The sequence below is a fragment of the Micromonospora sp. CNZ297 genome (genome assembly GCF_007827625.1).
In genome coordinates this window covers 181,827-202,265 of the sequence record NZ_VISU01000001.1, presented here as the reverse complement: position 1 = coordinate 202,265, position 20,439 = coordinate 181,827, and the positions used below count along the sequence as shown (strand labels likewise).

General features: G+C 74.0%; 20 protein-coding genes. 10 read left to right on the top strand and 10 right to left on the bottom strand.

Annotated features, from left to right (window positions below):
• Positions 1-86: 86 nt before the first annotated feature.
• Together FB454_RS00935 and FB454_RS00930 are read left to right on the top strand one after the other, a co-directional pair.
• Positions 87-527 carry a ribonuclease domain-containing protein gene (locus FB454_RS00935; protein ID WP_013286706.1) on the top strand — a complete coding sequence of 147 codons (441 nt, stop codon included), beginning with the start codon at positions 87-89 and terminating at the stop codon, positions 525-527.
• A gap of 61 nt (positions 528-588) precedes the next feature.
• Positions 589-1,017 (top strand): barstar family protein, encoded by a 429-nt coding sequence (locus FB454_RS00930; protein WP_013286705.1) that lies wholly within the window; start codon positions 589-591, stop codon positions 1,015-1,017.
• Between the two features lie 647 nt (positions 1,018-1,664).
• On the opposite strand, the gene FB454_RS00925 is transcribed toward FB454_RS00930, so the two are convergent.
• The 8 genes from FB454_RS00925 to FB454_RS00890 form a co-directional block, all read right to left on the bottom strand.
• Positions 1,665-2,390 carry an HD domain-containing protein gene (locus tag FB454_RS00925; RefSeq protein ID WP_013286704.1) on the bottom strand — a complete coding sequence of 242 codons (726 nt, stop codon included), beginning with the start codon at positions 2,388-2,390 and terminating at the stop codon, positions 1,665-1,667.
• 7 nt (positions 2,391-2,397) lie between these two features.
• Positions 2,398-2,856 carry an ATP-binding protein gene (locus FB454_RS00920; protein ID WP_041799039.1) on the bottom strand — a complete coding sequence of 153 codons (459 nt, stop codon included), beginning with the start codon at positions 2,854-2,856 and terminating at the stop codon, positions 2,398-2,400.
• A gap of 286 nt (positions 2,857-3,142) precedes the next feature.
• Positions 3,143-4,486, bottom strand: coding sequence for a pectate lyase family protein (locus FB454_RS00915; RefSeq protein ID WP_013286703.1), 1,344 nt, complete (start codon positions 4,484-4,486; stop codon positions 3,143-3,145).
• Between the two features lie 29 nt (positions 4,487-4,515).
• Positions 4,516-5,682, bottom strand: coding sequence for a Gfo/Idh/MocA family protein (locus FB454_RS00910; RefSeq protein ID WP_013286702.1), 1,167 nt, complete (start codon positions 5,680-5,682; stop codon positions 4,516-4,518).
• 52 nt (positions 5,683-5,734) lie between these two features.
• Positions 5,735-7,219 carry a mannitol dehydrogenase family protein gene (locus tag FB454_RS00905; protein WP_013286701.1) on the bottom strand — a complete coding sequence of 495 codons (1,485 nt, stop codon included), beginning with the start codon at positions 7,217-7,219 and terminating at the stop codon, positions 5,735-5,737.
• Positions 7,210-8,511 carry an enolase C-terminal domain-like protein gene (locus tag FB454_RS00900; RefSeq protein ID WP_013286700.1) on the bottom strand — a complete coding sequence of 434 codons (1,302 nt, stop codon included), beginning with the start codon at positions 8,509-8,511 and terminating at the stop codon, positions 7,210-7,212. The genes FB454_RS00905 and FB454_RS00900 overlap by 10 nt, the downstream gene beginning before the upstream one ends.
• Positions 8,508-9,941 carry a glucuronate isomerase gene (uxaC, locus tag FB454_RS00895; protein WP_013286699.1) on the bottom strand — a complete coding sequence of 478 codons (1,434 nt, stop codon included), beginning with the start codon at positions 9,939-9,941 and terminating at the stop codon, positions 8,508-8,510. The genes FB454_RS00900 and uxaC overlap by 4 nt, the downstream gene beginning before the upstream one ends.
• Positions 9,942-9,957: 16 nt before the next feature.
• Positions 9,958-11,286 (bottom strand): Gfo/Idh/MocA family protein, encoded by a 1,329-nt coding sequence (locus FB454_RS00890; RefSeq protein ID WP_013286698.1) that lies wholly within the window; start codon positions 11,284-11,286, stop codon positions 9,958-9,960.
• A 241-nt stretch (positions 11,287-11,527) separates the two neighbouring features.
• On the opposite strand from FB454_RS00890, the gene FB454_RS00885 reads away from it, so the two are divergent.
• The 8 genes from FB454_RS00885 (at position 11,528) to FB454_RS00850 (ending at position 19,172) form a co-directional block, all read left to right on the top strand.
• Positions 11,528-12,574: a LacI family DNA-binding transcriptional regulator gene (locus tag FB454_RS00885; protein WP_013286697.1), complete on the top strand. Its 1,047-nt coding sequence runs from the start codon at positions 11,528-11,530 to the stop codon at positions 12,572-12,574.
• A gap of 97 nt (positions 12,575-12,671) precedes the next feature.
• Entirely contained in the window at positions 12,672-14,015 is a 1,344-nt protein-coding gene (locus FB454_RS00880; RefSeq protein WP_013286696.1) for an ABC transporter substrate-binding protein, read from the top strand.
• 21 nt (positions 14,016-14,036) lie between these two features.
• Positions 14,037-15,017 (top strand): carbohydrate ABC transporter permease, encoded by a 981-nt coding sequence (locus tag FB454_RS00875; protein WP_013286695.1) that lies wholly within the window; start codon positions 14,037-14,039, stop codon positions 15,015-15,017.
• A complete protein-coding gene (locus tag FB454_RS00870; RefSeq protein ID WP_013286694.1) occupies positions 15,014-15,883 on the top strand; it encodes a carbohydrate ABC transporter permease in 870 nt (289 codons plus the stop codon). Before FB454_RS00875 ends, FB454_RS00870 begins: the two co-directional genes overlap by 4 nt.
• Positions 15,880-16,551, top strand: coding sequence for a hypothetical protein (locus tag FB454_RS00865; protein WP_013286693.1), 672 nt, complete (start codon positions 15,880-15,882; stop codon positions 16,549-16,551). Before FB454_RS00870 ends, FB454_RS00865 begins: the two co-directional genes overlap by 4 nt.
• A complete protein-coding gene (locus tag FB454_RS00860) occupies positions 16,548-17,492 on the top strand; it encodes a DUF6807 domain-containing protein (protein WP_013286692.1) in 945 nt (314 codons plus the stop codon). Before FB454_RS00865 ends, FB454_RS00860 begins: the two co-directional genes overlap by 4 nt.
• 106 nt (positions 17,493-17,598) lie before the next feature.
• Positions 17,599-18,561: a sugar kinase gene (locus FB454_RS00855; RefSeq protein WP_232236595.1), complete on the top strand. Its 963-nt coding sequence runs from the start codon at positions 17,599-17,601 to the stop codon at positions 18,559-18,561.
• A complete protein-coding gene (locus FB454_RS00850; protein ID WP_013286690.1) occupies positions 18,558-19,172 on the top strand; it encodes a bifunctional 4-hydroxy-2-oxoglutarate aldolase/2-dehydro-3-deoxy-phosphogluconate aldolase in 615 nt (204 codons plus the stop codon). Before FB454_RS00855 ends, FB454_RS00850 begins: the two co-directional genes overlap by 4 nt.
• On the opposite strand, the gene FB454_RS00845 is transcribed toward FB454_RS00850, so the two are convergent.
• Both FB454_RS00845 and FB454_RS00840 read right to left on the bottom strand, forming a co-directional pair.
• Complete coding sequence (locus FB454_RS00845) at positions 19,165-19,929, bottom strand: hypothetical protein (protein ID WP_013286689.1); 765 nt, start codon at positions 19,927-19,929, stop codon at positions 19,165-19,167. The genes FB454_RS00850 and FB454_RS00845 overlap by 8 nt on opposite strands.
• An 18-nt stretch (positions 19,930-19,947) precedes the next feature.
• Positions 19,948-20,424, bottom strand: a complete 477-nt coding sequence (locus FB454_RS00840) for a hypothetical protein (protein WP_013286688.1) — start codon at positions 20,422-20,424, stop codon at positions 19,948-19,950.
• Positions 20,425-20,439: the final 15 nt, after the last annotated feature.

Sequence of the window (20,439 nt, the reverse complement as noted above, 5' to 3'; positions counted from 1 at the left end):
ACCGCGGGCAGGATCCTCGACAGACTGAGCGGCGACCAGCGAACGACGTTGGTCGATGCCCTGCCGGCTCGCTCAAGGAGGATCCCTTGACCCCGTTCCGTGCCGCCGTCACCCGCGTGCGCCGCGCCCTCGCCGCGTCCGCCCTGGTCACCGCCGTGGCCGCCGCGGCGCTCGTCGCACCGTCCACTGTCTCCACCCGCCTCGCCGAACCCGCCGCGGCCGCCGTCTACGGCTCCTGCACGCAGTCCCGCTGCGCCGACGCGCGCACCGCGCGGTCCGGCTGGTCCGCGAAGAGCTTCCCGACCAGCCGTGGCTGGTACTCGTGGAGCGGCGGCCAGTGCAACTTCGCCGGCGGCCGGTTCTACAACTACGAGGGTCAGCTGCCCGCCGGCGCCACCTACTACGAGTACGACGTCTACCCGCGCGCCTGCAACGCCTCCCGGGACGCGTACCGGATCGTGGTCAACAAGAGCACCGGGGCGACCTGGTTCTCGCCCGACCACTACGCCAACTTCTACCGGCTCTGAGCAGCCTCGGCGCCGGCCGGGCCCGCTACGCCCGGTCGGCGCCGTCGGGAAAGGACGGATCATGGGCGCAGCGTCCCCGCAGCCGCCGGCCTGGCTCGTGTACGACGGCGCGCCGCCCGAGCCGCACGGGGTGCCGGTCTCCGGCGCGGCCAGCCGCACCCGCGCCGGGCTGCACGAGACGCTGGCCGGGTCACTGGCGCTGCCCGGCTGGTACGGCCGCAACTGGGACGCCCTCGCCGACGCGCTCGCAGACCGCCTCGACTCCGGTCCGCTGACGCTGGTCGTGACCGACGCGGCGGACCTGCTCGCCGACGAGCCGCCCGCCCAGCTCGGCACGCTGCTGGACGTGCTCGGCGCGGTCGCCGCCGGTGGGCACGAGACGCTGCGGGTGGTCCTGCGCGACGACCCGGACCGACTGCGCGCCCTGCGTGACCGCGTGGCCGCCGTGCTCGGCGGGCGGGTGGGCGCCCCGCCTCCCGCAACCGGCTGACCGGGTGCCGTTTCGCCGCCACCTCCCCGAAGCGGCGACCTCGTGCGGTGAGCATGGCCGCCAGCTCGGCGAGGTGGTGGGGTCTGGTGGGTGGGGATGCCGCCACTTCCCCGTAATGGCGGGCCGGGTGCCAGTTCGGGGTGGTGGCGGGGTTCTGGTGGGTGGGGATGCGGCCACTTCGGGGAGGTGGTGGGCCGATCGCCAGTTCGGGGAGGTGGTGGGGTTCGGTGGGGAGGGATGCCGCCACTTCGCCGTAGTGGCGGGCCGGGTGCCAGTTCGGGGTGGTGGTGAGGTCCGGTCGGTGGGGATGCAGCCAATTCGGGGTGGTGGCTTGCGCGGTCGCCAGTTCGGGGAGTGGCGGGGTCCGCTGGGTGAGGTTGTCGCCACTTCGCCGTAGTGGCGAGCCGGGCGTCAGCCTGGGGAGTGGCGGCCCTGGTGGGTGGGGCATGCCGCCACCTCGGGGAGGTGGTGGGCCGGGTGCCAGTTCGGGGTGGTGGTGAGGGCTGGTGGGTGGGGATGCGGCCACCTCGGGTGGTGGGCCGGGCGCCGGTTCGGGGAAGTGGCGAAGGTGAGGGTGAGTGCGAGCCGGGTGGTGAGGGCGCGGGTCGCGTCGGCGGCCTGGGCGGGACACGCCGGACCGGGTGGGGTCAGGCGGGCTGGTCGAGGATGGCGCTGAAGCGCTCCTCGGCCAGGTCCAGCTGGGCGAGGATGTGCTGCTTGACCGGTGCCGACAGCGGCGTGTCAGGCCGGGCGACCAGGTCGCGGAAGACCGGCACCAGCGGGCGGTACTTGGTGGCGGCGCGGGTCACCTTCGGCCCGATCGTGTGGATCACGCCCACGCCGTTGTCGGTGAAGTCGGACACCTTGATCACGCGGGCCCAGGGTTCCCGTTCCAGGCTGGCCGCCACGTGCTCCCGGTACTGCTCGTCGCGGTCCCGCCCCGGGTCGTACGCCGGGTTGGTGACCGCCGCGACCAGCCGGGCGACCCGCGCGCCGAACCGGTCGGACAGCGCGTCTAGCGCCGCCGGCGTGGCGTCCGCTGCCGACTCGGGGTCGAGCCCTGCGAGTTCGGCGGGGTGGTCCTCGACCGCGTCGTGCAGCAGCCCGGCGACGATCACGTCCACGTCCCGCACCTGGTAGTGGTGCATCAGCCGGATCGCCACCCGCAGCAGGTGGTTGAGGTACGGCTCGCGTACCCGGCGGTCGTCGCGGTGCAGGTCGGCAGCCAGGTCGAGCGCCTCGGTCAGCCGGTCGCGGGCGGCCTCGTCGAACGCCTCGATCTCCAGCCGGAACCGGGCCAGCAGCCCGGGCTCACCGTGGATCTCGGTGATCGCGTGCATCGGCATGGTGGCGAGGTACGCGGGGAACTCCATGCGTCCCTTATAGCTGATCTTCGCTAGATCCGGCGTCCGCCGGGCCGCTCACGTCGCCGGTGAGACGCTTGACCAGGCGTACGCAGGTGCCCTCCGGCGTGCCGACGATGGTGGCCTCGTCCATCACCCGCGCCATGATCAGCCGTCCCCGGCCGCGGTCGCCGGTGTCGTCGCCGTCGGCCGCGCGCCAGCCGCCCCGGTCGCGTACCTCGATCTCCAGCCGGTCGCCGCGCAGCTCGGCCCGCAGCGTGGTGATGCCCTCCCGGGCGAAGCGGTAGCCGTGCTCGATGGCGTTGGCGCACGCCTCACCGGTGGCGATGAGGACGGTGTCGACGTCCCACTCACTCACGCCCCGGTCGTGCAGCCAGCCGCGCAACCGTTCCCGGGTGGCGGCGAGCCGGGCCGGGTCGGCCGGCAGGTCGATGGTGAGGACCGGGCCGACGTCGCCGGATGTCCCACCCGTCACGTCCGGCCCTCCGTCCCGTGCCCGTCCCCGGACCTGGGCGCCCACTCGCGCTGTCACCGCCTGATTCTCACCCTGTTGTCCCCGGTGGCCGCCGATTCATTCCCCCGGCGGCGGTGTCCGTCAAACGTGATCATTGCGCATCGGGGGCGGCGTGTCAGCCTGCGGCCCGGCAGAGGCGGCAACGCGGCGGGCCGGCGACCCCCCCCGAGGGGACGCCGGCCCGGGACGAGCGGTCGCGGTTGCCCCGACGGCGTCGAGCTGGTGCGCGTGCGGGCTCGGGCGCAGGTCAGAGCGGCAGCCGCCCGGCGCCGGCGAAGGCGTCGACGACGAACGGGACCAGCGGGGCCGGCAGCGGCCGGGCGGCGCGCAGCGTGGGCGTCCACCCGGCGTCGCCGCCGAGGTCGGGGTCGTGGGCGGCGTTGTACGCGGCGCGCAGGTCCACCGGCCGGGGCAGGCGGTCACCCTGCCGGACCCAGCTGCCCCGCTCGGTGAGCGCGGTGCCGCCCCAGTCGTACAGCAGGTCGGCGGGGCCGGTGTCGCCGGTGAGCGTGAAGAAGTTGTTCTCCGCGTACAGCGCGGACTGCACGCCGACGCCGAGGGCGTACGCGAAGCCGGGCCCGCCGAGCCGGTAGTGGTTCTCGTGCACGTCGACCTGGCCGAACCGGACCCGGGGCAGCCGTTGCAGCGTGCCGTCGAACAGGTTGTGCCGCACGGTGACGTTGAGCCGGCCCACGTCCGGGCCGACCGTGTTCGACGAGCCGATGAGCATCACCTTGTCCCGGCCGGTGAACCGGTTCCACGACACGGTGACCAGGCTGGCGGTGTGCGTGACGTCCACCGAGCCGTCGTGCACCTGCCAGGGCCGCCCGAAGTAGACGGGCTGGGCGCTGTCCGGGTTGTCGCCGTCGGTGAACGTGTTGTGGTCGATCCAGACGTGCTCGCTGCGGCGCACCGAGATCTGGTCGTACTGGGAGTTCCAGTTGCCCGTGTCGCCGTCGGCAGGGGACCAGGCCGGGAAGCAGTCCCGGGCGTCGGCGAACTCGATGTTGCGCACGATCACGTTGGCCACCCGGTCGATCATCAGCGTCAGGCCGGTGAGCCGCGCGCCGCGCAGCCCGACGATAGTGGTGTTCGAGCCGACGTTGATCTGCGTCTGCCGGGTCTGCTCGGCCACCGAACGCACCCGGGCGGCCTCCAGCGGTCCGCTCGGGTTGACCCGGCCCCAGGTCGCCGGGTCGTACGCGGCCAGGTAGGCGGGCAGCGAGTACTCCGGGTCGGCCAGGTCGGCGCAGTCCAGCAGGGTGCCGTCCGGTCCTTCGAAACCGTCGACTGTCCCGGCCACGTACACGATCTTGGGGGTGGCGTCGGCGGCGTTCGTGGCGTTGTCGCCGCCGAGCGCGGCGACCAGCTCGGCGCGGGTACGCACGACGTGTACCCGGTCCGGCGCGGCGGCCGACCCGCCGGTGGTGCCGGTGCCCGCGGCGGCCCAGCCGTCGTTCGCCGGGAGGGTCTGGCGGCCGATCAGCTCGGCGGCCCGGGACGGCTTACCAGGTGCGGCCGGCGCGGGCGCGGCGGTGGTGAGGACGAGCGCGGCGGCCAGCGCCGCGACGGCTGCGGTTCGGGTACGCATGACTCGTTTCCGTTCTCCTGGAGGGACATTCACTGCACGGGTAGATCCACCACATAGGGCTTGACCGCCCACGGCACGCCCGCCTCCGACGGCAGCGCACCGGTCTCCGCGGCGGTCCGCAGCACCGCGCCGACGCCCCGCACCATCCGCACCCGCTGCGGGCCGTCGCCCGCCTCGCGCACCAGGTCCCCGTCGAGCAGCGTCGGAACGGGTGCGTCCCGCAGCGCGTCCAGCACCGCGGTGAACGGCTCGGTGCGCGCCAGCGGCGCGATCAGCGGCGTGCCGTCGGTGCGGTGGTCGAGCAGGTTCGCCAGCAGCCCGCGGCGGCCGGGCACCGGGCGTGGCGCGTCGTCGCCGGGTAGCCGCAGCCGGTCGGTCGGGTACTCCAGCACCGCCCGGCCCCGCTCGCCGGTGACCAGCACCTCCCCGGGGACGTGTTCCTCGGCGGCGAGGGTGAGCGCGGCCAGCACCGGCGGCCCGGCGTGCGGGGTCAGCCGCAGCACACTGGTGTCGTCCACCTCGATCGGGCGGACGCGGTAGCGCTCCACTTCGATCCGGGCCGGGCGGACCGGCGCGCCGGTGACCGATTCGGCGACGGCGAGGCACTGCATCAGCGCGTGGGCGAGCGGGTTGGCGAGTGCGCCGTCCAGCGCCGGGCGGCCGTCGACCGACAGTCGCCCGGCCCAGGGGGAGCGGGCGTAGTAGGCGTCCGGGCGTTGCCAGGCGGCGAGCGTGGCGATGCCGGTGACCGGACCGAGCCGTCCGAGCGCGCCGGTCAGTTCGGTCAGCGCGGCCGAGCCGAGCGCCTGGAAGTTGACCTGCACGGCCCGGCCGGCAGCGGCGGCGGCTTCGGCGAGCGTCCGGTGTTCGACCAGGTCGAGCACCGGCGGCTTCTCCAGCAGCAGGTCCGCCCCGGCGGCGAGTACGTCGAGCGCGATCGGCAGGTGGGTGTGCGGCGGCGTGCAGATCACCACCACGTCGGGCCGGGACTGGGCGAGCATGACCCGGTGATCGGTGAGGACGGCCGCCTCCGGTGGGACCGGCGCGTCCGGTTCGGCCTCCAGCGGGCGGACGTCGACCAGCGCGACAAGGCGCGCACGCCCGGCCGCGTGCAGTTCGGCGATGGCCCGGCGGTGCCAGCGGCCGTGCCCGTTCGCCCCGATCAGCGCCACCCGCGGCGGGCCGCCGGCGCTCACCAGCGGCCCCCGCCCGGTCGCCGCCCGCCGGGCGTCCCCGGCACGCCGCCGGTCACCGGGCGCCCGCCAGCGTGGCCCGGACGCCGTGGCGTTCCAGCGCGGTGAGCCAGCCGGTCACGTCGGCGCGGAACTCGTCGTCGGCGGCCAGGTCGGCCGGGAACACCTCGCGCAGTGCGAAGACCGCGTCCACCACCCCGGCCGGGGTGTGCGCTCCGGCGGCCAGCGCGGCGCGCAGCCGGTCCGCGAGCGGGTCGTCCAGCGGCAGCGGCCGCCCGTCGTCGGCGTACCCGAGCAGGAACCGCAGCCACGCGGCCACCACGAGCGCGCTCCACCGCGCCGACCGGCCCGCGGCCCGCAGGTCGGCGACGGTGTGCAGCACCCGCTGCGGCAGCTTCTGCGAGCCGTCCATGGCGACCTGCGTCGTCCGGTACCGGATCGCCGGGTTGGCGAAACGGGCCAGTACCTGTTCCCCGTAGTCGGCCACGTCGGCGCCGGGCGGCGGGGTGAAGCTCGGCGCGATCTCCTCGGCGAGCAGCCGCCGCAGCACCGCGTCCAGGTGCGGCAGCGTCAGCGCCTCGGCCACCGTCTCCGCGCCGGCGAGCGCACCGAGGTACGCGGTGGCGGAGTGCACGCCGTTGAGCGCCCGCAGTTTCAGCCGCTCCCACGGCCCGGCGTCGCCGGTGAGGATCGCACCGGAGCGTTCCCAGGCCGGACGGCCGCCGGGGAAGTCGTCCTCGATCACCCACTGCGACCACGGTTCGGCGGCGACCGCCGCGAGGTCGGTCACGCCGAGCGCCTGCCGGGCGGTGTCCCGGGTCTCGTCGGTGCTGGCCGGCACGATCCGGTCCACCATGGTGCCGGGGCAGGTCACCGCCGCCAGCACCCGCTCGGCTGTCGCGTCCGGCACCCGGGCCAGCGCAAGGCACTGCTCGACCAGACCGCGCAGCCGCCGTCCGTTGGCGGGCAGGTTGTCGCAGCTCACGAGCGCGATCGGCCCGGCGTCGGCGGCGGCGCGGGCGAGCAGCCCGCGGACCAGCAGACCCGGCACGGTACGCGGGGGACGGCCGGTGGTCAGGTCGGCGGTCAGGTCCGCGTCCACTGTCAGCGCGGCGGTCACCGGGTCCAGCCGGTACGCCTTCTCGGTCACCGTCAGCGTGACCACCCGGATCGCCGGGTCGGCGAGCAGGCCGACCACCGCGTCCGGGTCGCTCGCGGCGTGCCGTACCCCGGCGAGCGCGCCGACCACCCGCGTGGCCGCGCCTTCGGCGGCGAGCGTGGTGACGCTGAACAGGCAGTCCTGTGCGTCGAGGGCCTCGACCACGTCGGTGCTGCGCGGCGCGACGCCGATGATGCCCCAGTCGCCGCCGGCCGCGCCGACCGCCGCCTCGGTGTGCACGGCCTGGTGGGCGCGGTGGAACGCGCCGAGACCGAGGTGGACGATGCCGGCCGGCACGGTGCCGGGGCGCACCAGCGGCCGGGACTCCGGCGGCAGGTGGCGCAGCGTGGCCAGGCCGAGCCGGTCGGGGGTCAGCGCCATGCCGGTCCCTCCGGGAAGCGGAACTCCGCGATCGACTCCGGACGCATGGTGGCGCTGTATCCGGGCGCTGTGGGCAGCAGGTAGCGCCCGCCCCGGGTGCGGACCGGGTCGGTGAAGTGTTCGTGCAGGTGGTCGACGTACTCGACCATCCGGCCGTCCAGGCTCGTGCCGACCCGCAGGTAGTCGAAGATCGCGAGGTGCTGCACGTACTCGCACAGGCCGACGCCGCCGGCGTGCGGGCACACCGGCACGCCGAACTTCGCGGCCAGCAGCAGTTCGGCGAGCACCTCGTCCACCCCGCCGACCCGGCAGGCGTCGACCTGCATGACGCCGATCGCCTCGGCCTGGAGCAGCTGCTTGAAGATCACCTTGTTGGCGGCGACCTCGCCGGTGGCGACCCGGCAGCGGCCGCCGGTCAGCTCGGTGACCGCGCGGGCGATCCGGGCGTGCCCGAGGACGTCGTCGGCGTGCGTGGGCTCCTCGATCCAGTACGGGTCGACCTCGGCGAGCACGCCCATCGCGGCGATCGCCTCGTCCACGTCCCACACCTGGTTGGCGTCCATCATGAGCAGCGCGTCCGGGCCGATCTCGGCCCGGATGATCCGGGCCCGCCGCAGGTCGTCCTCGATCCGCCCGCCGACCTTCATCTTCATCGCGCGCCACCCCTGCGCGTACGCGTCGCGGGTCAGCGCGCGCACCTGCTCGTCCGGGTAGCCGAGCCAGCCCACCGACGTGGTGTACGAGGGGAACCCGTCGCGTTCCAGCGCGGCCAGCCGGTCGGTGAGCCCGTCGCGTCCCTTGTCCAGGATGGCCGCCGCCTCGTCGGGGGTGAGCGCGTCGGTGATGTGGTGGAAGTCGACTGTCGCGACCAGTTCGTCGGTGGGCGCCTCGGCGAGGAACCGCCACATCGGCTTGCCGGCGAGCTTGGCGCGCAGGTCCCACACGGCGTTGACGAGCGCGCCGGTGGCCATGTGGATCACGCCCTTCTCCGGGCCGAGCCAGCGCAGTTGCACGTCGGCGGTGAGCGAGCGCCAGAACGCCACGGGTTCGGCGGCGATCTCGGCGACGGTGCGCCCCCGGACGTGGTGGGCGAGTGCGCGGACCGCCGCGCAGGTGATCTCGTTGCCCCGGCCGTTGGTGAACGTGAACCCGGTGCCGGTCGGCCCGCCGTCGGTGGTCAGCTCCACGTACGTGGCCGAGTAGTCGCCCCTGTTGATCGCGTCCGAGCCGTCGCCGCTGGCGGCGGTGGGGAAGCGCACGTCGTGCACCTCGACGTCGACGATTGTGGTCATGCGGGCCCACCTCCGAACTTGAAGACCTGCTTCGGCAGCCGGTACGCCAGGTCGACGATGGTCTCGGCGGCCTCGTTCTCGGTCAGCCGGTGCTCGGCGACGAGGCGGGCGAGGAATCCGGCGTCGACCCGGCGGGCCACGTCGTGGCGTACCGGGATGGAACAGAACGCGCGGGTGTCGTCGACGAACCCGGCGGTGTTGTAGAAGCCCGCGGTCTCGGTGACCGCCTCGCGGAACCGGCGCAGCACCTCGGGGGAGTCCAGGAACCACCAGGGCGCGCCGAGGCGCAGCGCCGCGTACCCGCCGGCGAGCGGGGCGAGTTCCCTGGTGAACGTGTCCTCGTCGAGCGTGTAGAGCACCACTGTGAGCCGGGGGTCGTTGCCGTGCGCGTCGAGCAGCGGCGCGAGGCCGTGCACGTACTCGGTGGCCTGCGGCACGTCGCCGCCCACGTCGCGGCCGTGCCGGGCGTGCAGCCAGCGGTTGTGGTTGCGGACCGCGCCGGGGTGCAGCTGCATGACCAGGCCGTCGTCGAGCGACATCCGGGCGAACTCCAGCAGCATGTGCGCCCGGAACGCCTCGGCGTCGGCGGCGTCGGCCAGGCCGCGCCGGCCCTTGTCGTACAGCGCCGCGGCCTGCGCGGGACTGAGATCGAGGGTACGGGCGGTGGGGTGCCCGTGGTCGGACGAGGTGGCCCCGGCGGCGGCGAACGCCTCCCGCCGTGCCCGCAGCGCGGCGAGGTATCCGGCGTACGTGCCGGTGTCCTCGCCGGAGACCTCGGCGAGCCGGTCCACGTTCGCGGCCCAGTTGTCGAACTCCATGTCCACCACGTCGTCGGGGCGGAACGTGGTGACCACCCGGCCGCCCGGCCCGCCCCAGCCGTCGGCGGCGAGCTTGGCGTGCCGGCCCAGGTCGTCCAGCGGTGACTCGGTGGTGGCGAGCACCTCGATGCCGAAGCGTTCGAACAGCGCCCGGGGCCGGAAGCCCGGCTCGGCCAGGCGCGCGGCGAGCGCGTCGTAGACGGCGTCGGCGGTGGCCGGGCTCAGCGGCGTGTCGACGCCGAACACGTGCCGGAACGTCTGCTCCAGCCACAGTCGCGACGGGGTGCCGCGGAACAGGTGCCAGTGCGCGGCGAAGCGCCGCCAGATGGTCCGCCCGTCGGTCTCCACCGGGCTGCCGTCGACGCTCGGCACGCCCAGGTCGGCCGGGGGTACGCCCTGGCTGAGCAGCATCCGGGTCAGGTAGTGGTCGGGCACGATGAGCAGCCGGGCCGGGTCGGGGAACGGCTGGTCCTCGGCCAGCAGCCCGGGGTCGACGTGCCCGTGCGGGGAGATGAGCGGCTGCTCGGCGGCGAGCGCGTACAGCTCGCGGGCCAGGGCGCGCAGCCCGGGCTCGGCGGGCAGCAGCAGGTCGCCGCGGGGGATGATCGGCACAGCGAGGGCTCCTCGGTCAGGGCAGGGTGAGCAGGTCGGCGACCCGGACGGGCGCGCCGGTCTCCAGCGAGCGGTTGGCGGCCAGGCCGGTGAGCAGGGCGAGTGCGCCGTCGCGGGCGGTGGCCGCCCGGCCGAGCGGGTCGGGTTCGCCGCCGAGCAGCACCCGGGTCATCCGGGCGTCCGCGCCGCCGTGCCCGCGCCGGGTCCAGCCCTCGACCGGGATCTCCTGCGGCGGCGCCCAGAACGGGCGCAGCGTGAGCCGGGCCGCGCCCTGCTCGACGGCGGCCTCGTCGCCGTGCAGCGCCGCGCCCTTGAGGGCACCGGCGACGGACGGGCTGACGTGGTCGCTCTCGGTCACCTCCAGTTCGAGGCGGCCCCGGCTGCCGTTGACCATGACCCGGTAGCCCTCCCAGGGGGCGTACGCGGTGAGGTGGTAGGTCATCGTCGCGCCGGTGTCGTAGCGGGCGAGCACCGCGAGGTCGTCCTCGATGGTCACGCCGGGGGCGAAGACGTTGCGGTCGCGGTGGTAGCCGTCCTCGGCCTCGGCGTCGAGGTATAGCTCGCGCAGCCTCGGGTGGTCGGCCAGGCGCAGCGCGAACGGGTCGCCGTCGGCGGCGGGGGAGCCGTGCGCCCGGTCGTAGTCGCGGGCGTAGCCGTGCCGGCGGCCGTCCTCGCCGTAGAAGAACAGCCGGCCGTACGCGTGCACCTCGACCGGGCGGGCGTCCAGCCACCAGTTGACCAGGTCGAAGTGGTGGCCGGACTTGTGCACGAGCAGGCCGCCGGAGACGGACTTGTCCCGGTGCCAGCGGCGGAAGTAGTCGGCGCCGTGGCGCACGTCGAGCAGCCACTCGAAGTGCACCGACCCGATCTCGCCGACCGCGCCGTCGGCCAGCAGCCGCCGGAACTGTTCGTGCAGCGGGTTGTAGCGGTAGTTGAACGCGACGGTGACGCGCCGGCCGGTCTCGGCGACCGCGTCCAGGATGCGCCGGCACCGTTCCGCGTCGACAGTCATCGGCTTCTCCACGACCACGTCGCAGCCGGCCCGCAGCGCCGCCGTCACGTACTCGTCGTGGGTGGCGTCGACGCTGGTCACCAGCACCACGTCGACCCGCTCCTTGGCGAGCATGGCGGTGACGTCGGCGGCGGCGTACGTGGGCACCGGCGGGTGGCCCAGCTCGGCCAGCCAGCGGTTGTGGGCGTCCATCCGGATCTGGTTGACGTCGGCGAGCGCGACCAGCTCGGCGGTGTCGGCGTGGTCGAGCGCGAGGGCACGGACGAACATCTCGGCGCGTGCCCCGGCACCCACCAGGGCGTGGCGGACCCGTTTCCGGGCCGGTGGTGACATGACGTCGGCCTCCCCGGCAGTCGGCTGCAAAGGTTTGCAGCCGAAGAAACCATGACGGTGGATGCGTCGTCAACGGTTGCCGCCCAAGCCGTCCTATCCATCCCCGTTGATGGGCATTCATGCACGTGGCGGGAACGCCGGCGCAATCGAGCCGCAACAATGGACCGTTGACACGGGCGCAACCGTTTGCATTAATGGGCGGCACCCGTGACGCCCACCACATCGGACGAGGGAGCCCGCCGTGCCAGCCACCATCCGGGACGTCGCCCGCGCCTCCGGTGTGCACATCTCCACCGTGTCCCGGACGTTCTCGGCCCCGCACCTGGTCAACCCGGAGACCCGGGTCCGGGTGCTGGCCTGCGCGGAGGACCTCGGCTACCGGCCCAACCGGGCCGCCCGGGCCCTCATCACCGGCCGTACGCACAACATCGGCCTGATCGTGGCCGACATCGCCAACCCGTTCTTCCCGCCGCTGATCAAGGCGGCGGAGGGGCAGGCCCGGCACCGCGACTACCACGTGTTCGTGGCCGACACCAACGAGGACCCGGTCGCCGAGGAGGACCTGGTCCACGCCCTGGCCAAGCAGGTCGACGGTGTGCTGCTGTGCAGCCCCCGGATGAGCAACAGCCTGATCGAGCAGGTCAGCCGCGAGGTCCCGGTGGTGGTGATAAACCGCCAGATCGCCGGCCTGCCCTGCGTGATGATGGACGTCGGGCAGGGCGCCCGGGCCGCGATCGAGCACCTGCTCGGGCTCGGTCACCGCCGGATCGCGCTGCTCGGCGGCCCGCGCGGCTCCTGGACCGCCCGGGAGATGCGCCGCGCCGCGACCGCCGCCGCCCGGGGCGGGGGAGCGGAACTGACAGTCCTCGGACCCAACCAGCCCACCGAGACCGGCGGCGGCGCGCTCGCCGAGCAGGTACGCCGCAGCGGCGTCACCGCCGTGCTCGCCTACAACGACCTGATGGCGATCGGCCTGATCGAAGGGCTGGACGCGATCGGGGCGCGGGTGCCGCACGACGTGAGCGTCGTCGGCGTCGACGACATCGCGCTGAGCCGGCTCACCCGCCCCAAGTTGACGACGGTGGCCACGCCGACCGCGGCCGCCGGCCGGACGGCCGTCGACATGCTGCTGCAACTCGACTCCGACGCGCCACGCGGCGCCCGGGGCCGGGGCGCGGCGGCCGGCGACCGTCGCACCACCGCACAGGTAATGCTCCAGACCGAACTGGTCGTCCGCGACTCGACCGGGCCCGTCCCCGCGCCCGGCCGGGACGGCACCGGAGCCTGAGCAGGTGGCCCGGGCCCGCACAGCCTTGCGGACCCGGGCGGCCCGCGGACGGCCGCCGGTGACGTCGTCGCCTCCCACAGCCGAGGAGTGAGCGCAGATGCACCCCGCAACGTCCCCCACCGCCGGCGCACCCGCCGGGCGGGATCACCGTACCCCCCTGACCCGACGCCGACTCGTCCGCGGCCTGGCCGCCGTCGCGCTCGCCGTGCCCCTCGCCCTGGGCGCGGCCGGCTGCGGCGACGACGAAGCCGGCGGCGACGGCGGCCCGGTCAAGCTCTCCGTCTTCTGGTGGGGCGGAGAGGCCCGGGCCAAGCTCACCGAGGACGCCCTTGCCCTCTACACCAAGAAGCACCCGGACGTGACGTTCGAGAAGACCTGGCAGGCCAACCAGGGCTACTTCGACAAGCTCGCCACACTGACCGCCGGCGGCAACCCGCCGGACCTGTTCCAGATCGACGACAACTACCTGGCCGAGTACGCCGGCCGCAGCACCACGCTCGACCTGAGCAGCTACCGCGACTCCGGCAAGCTCGACGTGTCGAAGTTCCCCAAGAGCCTGCTGGAGTACGGCGTGGTCGACGGCAAGCTCGCCGGGGTCGCCGCTGGGGAGAACACGCAGGGCCTGGTCTACAACAAGACGCTGCTCACCAAGAACGGGCTGCCCGAGCCGACCACCGGGATGAGCTGGGAGGAGCACATCGCCTGGGCCGAGCAGGTGGCGAAGAAGACGAAGGTGCCCGGCACCCAGGACCCGAGCGCCGACTACAAGGCGCTCTGGGTGTGGCTGCGCCAGCAGGGCAAGGACCTGTACAAGGGCAAGGAACTCGGCTTCACCGCCGAGGACGTGACGAAGTGGTTCGAGCTGTGGAAGGGCGCGCGGGACCGGGGCGCCACCCCGACGCCTGACGTCATCCACGAGGGCAACTCCAGCGACATCACCAAGCAGCTCGTGGTCACCGGCAAGTCGGCCACCTCCTGGGTCTGGGTCAACCAGATGCCGGACCTGAAGAAGAACACCAAGGACGAACTGGGCGTGGTCGCGTACCCGGGTGACCCGAGCGCGCAGTGGGCGCGCGCCTCGATGTACTGGTCGGTGTTCAAGGGCAGCAAGCACAAGGACGTCGCCGTCGATGTGATCAACTTCCTGAACAACGACCCGGAGGCGGTGGCGCTGCTCGGCACCGACCGCGGTCTGCCGTCGAACATGGATCTGCGCGCCAAGGTCAGCGAGACCGCCACCGACCCGGCCATGAAGCAGTCCATCCAGGTCGAGTCCGACCTGGCGCAGAAGTTCGGCGCCTCGCCCCAGGTCCCGATCAAGGGGCACAGCAAGGTCAAGTCCGAGCTGGTCAAGGCCGCCGAGAACGCCCAGTACGGCCGCGCCACCCCGGCCCAGGCGGCGGAGCAGTTCGTCGCCGCCTGCAAGTCCGCGATCGCCTGACCCCACGAAAGGACCGGTCCCGTGGCTCTCACCACGGCGCCCGGCCGGACCCCGCGCACCGGACCGGCCGGCCCTCGCCCCACGCGGCGTCGGGCCGGCCGGGCCCGGCTCGGCGAGGGCCTGGCGGGGTACGTCTTCCTCTCGCCCTGGCTCATCGGACTGATGGGCGTCACGGCGATCCCGATGGTGCTCTCGCTCTGGCTGAGCTTCACCGACTACGACATCCTCACCCCGCTGTCCGAGGTGCGGTGGGTGGGGCTGGCCAACTACGAGCGGATGTTCACCGCCGACCCGTCGTACTGGCACGCGGTGCGGGTCACGCTGACGTTCGCGCTGATCGCGGTGCCGCTGAAGCTGGCCGCCGCGCTCGGTGTGGCGCTGCTGCTCAACCGTGCCTGGCGCGGCGTCGGGCTGTTCCGCAGCCTGTTCTACCTGCCGTCGCTGCTCGGCGGCAGCGTCGCGCTGGCCATCGTCTGGGTCAACATGTTCAACCGGGACGGCGCGTTCAACTCGTTCCTCGCCCTGTTCGGCGTCGAAGGGCTGCCCTGGGTCAGTGACCCGGACTGGGCGCTGGAGACGCTGATGGTGCTGGCGATCTGGCAGTTCGGCGCACCCATGGTGATCTTCCTGGCCGGGCTCAAGCAGGTGCCCACCGAGCTGTACGAGGCGGCGGCCGTGGACGGCGCCGGGGCGTGGCGGCGGTTCCGCGCGGTCACGCTGCCCATGCTCTCCCCGGTGATCTTCTTCAACCTGGTGCTGGAGACCATCAACGGCTTCCAGGGCTTCACCGCCGCGTTCGTGCTCAGCAACGGCACCGGCGGCCCGGTCGACTCCACGTTGATGTACACGCTGAAGCTCTACATCTCCGGCTTCACCGACCTGGAGATGGGCTACGCGTCGGCGATGGCGTGGGTGTTCCTGGTGGCGATCGGCGTGGTCACCGCCGTCTTCTTCAGCACCGGCCGGTTCTGGGTGCACTACTCGGACGGAGACGACTCATGACGGCGCTTCCTGTCGCCCGCCGCCGGCCGGGCGGCGGCCGGAACGTCCTGCGGCTGATCGTGCTCGTGGCGATCGTCGCGGTGGTGCTCTACCCGCTGTTCTGGATGCTCGGCACCTCGGTCAAGTCGCAGGCCGAGATCGTCAACAACGTCGGCCTGCTGCCGGAACGTTTCACCCCCGGCAACTACCTCGACGGCTGGACCAACTTCGACATCAGCTTCGGCCGGTTCTTCCTCAACAGCGCGCTGGTCAGCGGGCTCACCGTCGTCGGCAACGCGCTGTCCTGCCTGCTCGCCGCGTACGCCCTGGGCCGGCTGCGGTTCCGGCTGCGCAAGATGTGGTTCACCGTCATGATCGGGACGCTGCTGCTGCCCGGGCACGTGCTGATCGTGCCGCAGTACATCCTGTTCCGCAGCCTCGGCCTGGTCGGCGGCGACTGGCCGTACCTGCCGCTGCTGGTGCCGCAGTTCCTGGCCACCGAGGCGTTCTTCGTCTTCCTCATGGTGCAGTTCATGCGCGGCATCCCGCGCGAGCTGGACGAGGCGGCCACCATCGACGGCGCGTCCCCGTACGGCGTGTTCCGGCACGTCATCCTGCCGCTGAGCCGCCCGGCGCTGGTCACCACCGCGATCTTCTCGTTCATCTGGACCTGGAACGACTTCTTCCGCCAGCTGGTGTTCCTGTCCAGCCTGGAGGACTACACGGTCCCGGTGGCGCTGACCCTGTTCATCGACTCGACAAGCCAGAGCGCTGTCGGCCCGATGTTTGCCATGTCGGTGCTGTCCCTGCTGCCGGTGTTCCTGTTCTTCCTGGCCTTCCAGCGGATGCTCGTCGAGGGCATCAACACCAGCGGGCTGAAGGGATGAGCGCTGTGCCTGCCCACACCGACGCCGTACCCGCCCACCCCGACACCGTGCCGGCCCACCCCGACACCGTGCCGGCCCGTGCCGACTGGCGGGACACGCTGCGCGAGGCGACCGACCTGGCGCTGCTCGGCTTCGCCGTGGCGCTCGCCGCGCTGCCGGTGCTCACGCTCGCCCCGGCGGTCGCCACCGCGAGTGCCGCGCTGCACGACAGGTCGGTCACCGGCGCCTGGCCGGACGCGCGGACCAGCCTGACCCGGTTCGGCCGTGCGCTGCCCGCCGGGCTGGCGGTGAGCGCCGTCGCCCTGGCCGCCGCCGCGCTGCTCGCCGCCGATCTGCTCGCGCTCACCACCGGCCGGGTACCAGGCGGCGGGCCCGCGCTCGCGCTCACCGCCGTCGTGGTGGCGGTCCTGCTCGGGTACGCGGGCCTTGTCGCCGTAGCGGTCGGACGCACCGGCGGCCGGGGCTGGCGAACGGCCGCGCTCGAGGTGGCCCGCACCTGCCCGCAGCGCCCCGGCACCTGGGCCGCCGCCTCCGGCGTCTGCGTGCTCGCCGTGGTGCTGGGTGTGCTGGTCACGCCGGTGGCGGTGCCGATCCTCGGCGGGTACGCGCTCGCGGCGCTGCACGCGCTGGACGCCCGCCACCCGGTCCCCGCGCCGGACCTGTCGTGACCGCCGAACCCCGTTCCGCCGCTGCCGAGCCGCGCCGGGCTGACGCCGAGTCGCGCCTTGCCGGGGGCGACGCGGAGTCGCGGCTTGCCGGCACCGACGCCGAGTCGCGGCTGGTCGTCGGTGGCGCCGAGGTGGCCCGGTACGTGGTCCGGCCCGACCTCGACCCGCGTCACGGACCCCGGCCGTACCTGCACCCGGTGCGGACCCGGGTCGGCACCCCGGTCACGGACGCGCTGCCGGCCGACCACGTCTGGCACCTCGGCGCGTCATTGGCGGTGCAGGACGTCGACGGCGTCAACCTGTGGGGCGGCCGGACGTACGTGCGCGGCACCGGCTACACCTGGCGCGACGACCACGGCGTGATCGCGCATACCGGCTGGCGGGACCGGGCCGCCGACCGGCTCGACCACGATCTGGAGTGGCGGGACCGGCACGGCCGGGTGCTGCTGCGCGAACACCGGCGGATCACCGCCACGCCGGCCGGCGAGGACGCCTGGTGGCTGGACCTGTCCGCCACGCTCACCTCCGCCACCGGCGCTGACGTGCACCTGGGCAGCCCGGCCACGAACGGCCGCCCGGGCGGCGCGGGGTACGGCGGCTTCTTCTGGCGTGCGGTGGCCGACGGCGAACCCCTCGTGCGTACCGCCGACGCGGAAGGCGAGGAGGCGGTGAACGGCTCGGCCGCGCCCTGGCTGGCGTTGTCCGCCACCGCGCCCGGAGGTGGCGCGTACACGCTGGTGTTCACCGGCCTGGGGACGGGCGACAGGTGGTTCGTGCGCACCGCGATGTACCCGGGCGTCTGCGTCGCGTACGCGTTCGACAGCCCGGCGGTGGTCGCGGCCGGGCAGCCCCGGCACAACCGGCACCGGGTCCTCGTCGCCGACGGCCACCTCGACCCGGCCGACATCGCGGCCCGGCTGGACGCGGCGGTCATCCGGTGAGCGCGCGGTGTGAGCCGGTGTTGCGAGCCCCACGGTGAGCGCGGGGAGCGAGCCGCGTGCCTCCGGTACCGCGGTCGCGGCCGGGAGCGGGCCGGAGGTGGTGTGCGTGGGCGAGACGATGGTGGTGCTCGCCCCTGACGGCGGCGGGTCGCTGGAGGACGCCGCGCGGCTGACTGTCGGCGTGGGCGGCGCGGAGTCCAACGTGGCGGCCGGGCTGGCCCGGCTCGGGCACCGCGCGGCGTGGGTCAGCCGGGTCGGCGACGACCCGTTCGGGCGGCGGGTGGTGGCCGAGGTCGCCGCCGCGGGCGTGGACGTCTCCCCGGTCACCGTCGATCCGGACGCGCCGACCGGCCTCTACCTGAAGGATCCCGGCCCGGACGGCACCCGCGTCCACTACCACCGCGCCGGGTCGGCAGCGAGCCGCCTCGGCGCGCCGGACCTCGGGCGTCCCGCGCTGGCCGGGGCGCGGCTGCTGCACCTGTCCGGGATCACCGCCGCGCTCTCCGGCACCTGCCGTGACCTGCTCGTATCAGCGCTGGACGGGCGGGCGCTGCCCGGTGCCCGGGTCAGCTTCGACGTGAACCACCGCCCGGCGCTCTGGCCCGGCGGCCGGGCCGGACCGGTCCTGCGTGACCTGGCCGACCGCGCCGACGTGGTGCTTGTCGGACTGGACGAGGCGACCGTGCTCTGGTCGGCGGGCGATCCGGCCGCTGTCCGTGCGCTGCTGCCCGGCCCGGAGCTGGTGGTGGTCAAGGACGGGCCGGTCGGCGCGACGGCGCTGCCGCGTACCGGACCGGCGGTGTTCGTGCCGGCGTTGCCGGTGGACGTGGTGGAGCCGGTCGGCGCGGGTGACGCGTTCGCCGCCGGGTTCCTCTCCGGGCTGCTGCGCGGCCTCGACCTGCGAGCCTGCCTGCGGCTGGGCCACCTGACCGCCGCGCCGGTGCTGGCCGTGCCGGGCGACACCGCGCCGCCACCGGACGCGGAGACGATCGCGCGGGCGCTGGCGCTGCCGGACGCGGCGTGGACTGAGCAGGCGTCGATGCAGGTCAGGGGAGGGAGCGGGAGATGAGCGGGCACGACTTCGAGGCCCTGTTCGGCGGCGCGCGGGTGATGGTGATCCTGCGCGACCTGCCGCCCGGGGAGACGGTCCGGCTGGCGGAACTGGCCTGGGATCTCGGCATCGACGTGGTGGAGGTGCCCATCCGTACCCCGGAAGCGGTGCCGGCGCTGCACGCCGCCGTGACGGCCGGGCGTCGGCGGGGCCGCATCGTCGGCGCGGGCACTGTGCGTACCCCGGCGCAGGTCCACGACGCGGTGGCCGCTGGGGCGGCGTTCACAGTGGCGCCCGGCCTGGACCTGGCCGTCGCCGACGCGGCGGCCGGTCTCGGCGTGCCGCACCTGCCCGGCGTGGCCACCCCGACCGAGGCGCAGCGGGCGCTCGACCACGGCCTGGTGTGGCTCAAGGCGTTCCCGGCGGTCAGCCTCGGCCCGGCCTGGTTCCGGGCGGTGGCCGGGCCGCTGCCGGAGGCCCGGTTCGTGGCCACCGGCGGCGTCGACGCCGGCAACGCGGGTGACTTCCTCGCCGCCGGGGCGCGGGTGGTGGCGGTCGGGTCGGCGCTGACCGACCCGGAGCAGCTGCCCCGCCTGGCCACGCTCGCCGGCGGCGGTGCTATCACGTGACGGTACGGCCGGACGTGGTGGCGGTGGTCCGGATCGCCTTGACGATCGCCGGGATCGACCCGATCAGCAGCACCAGCGCCCAGATCAGCGCCACCACGGCGAACACCACGGCGCCCAGGTCGTCGAGGATGCTGACCAGGATCACCGGCACCAGGCCGTGCAGGAACTGCAACACCACAGTGCACAGCAGCGTGGTCAGCGCCAGCGCGACGAGGCCTTTGTTGCGCAGGAACCGGGGCTGGGCGGCGAGCAGCAGCGCGACCCAGACCAGTTTGAGCAGCAGCGCCAGCCCGAGCAGCACCGCCGCGTCGTCGACCGGGAAGAACCCCCACACCGCGAGGTACGCCAGCGTGCCGAACGGCGGGGCCAGGAACAGCGAGACCATCACCGTCAGCTCGATGAACGCGACGATCAGCAGGACCAGCGACACCAGCAGCAGCACGATCGAGAAGACGAGCGTGGCCACGCCCTGCACCCGGCCCTGCATCCGGTCCGGCAGCACCAGGCTCAGGCAGAACAGCCCGGTCGTCCAGAGCGCCACCACGTCGATCAGCGCCAGGTAGCCGATGCCGCGCCCGGACGGCTCGGACACCGCGCCGACGTCACCCAGTTCGACGCCGAGCCGGCCGGCGCTGTCCTGCAACGCGCCACTGGCGTCCCCACCGCCGGTCAGCGCCGCCGCGCCCAGCTCCACGCCGACCACGAGCGCCACCGCGAGCAGGGCCAGCAGCAGGAACGGCTTGCGCAACTCACCCATGCCGCGTCTCCGTTCCGGTCAGGACCGGGCCAGCGTGACCGAACATCCGCCACCTCCCGGACAGCGCAGGAGCACCTCGGTCTCCCGGTCCACAGCCACCTTCGCCACCGCCGGGCCGTCCGCGTCCGGGGCGACCTCGTCGGTGACTGTGACGTCCGCGTCGCCGGGTGCTCGGGCGGTCACCTCGAACGGCGTCGTACCGCGCAGCACCAGCGTGCGCAGCGCGCCCGGGTCAGCCACCCGCAGCCGGCACGCGGTGCCGAAGGCGAGCGTCACCCCGTCGGCGGTGGTGGCCGGTTCGGCGGCCGGCGGCAGGCAGGTCACGGCCACCGTCGCCGGGTCCACAGTTCCGGACCCGCGCCCGAGCCGGGCCAGCGCGCCCGGCCCGGCCCCCGGGTCGCCCGGGTCGTCGCGGCGCCCGGCGACCGCCACCACGTACAGCGCCACCAGCAGCACGGCCACGGCCACCAGCAGCACCTTCTGCCGCCCGCTCACAGTGCCGTCCCGGTT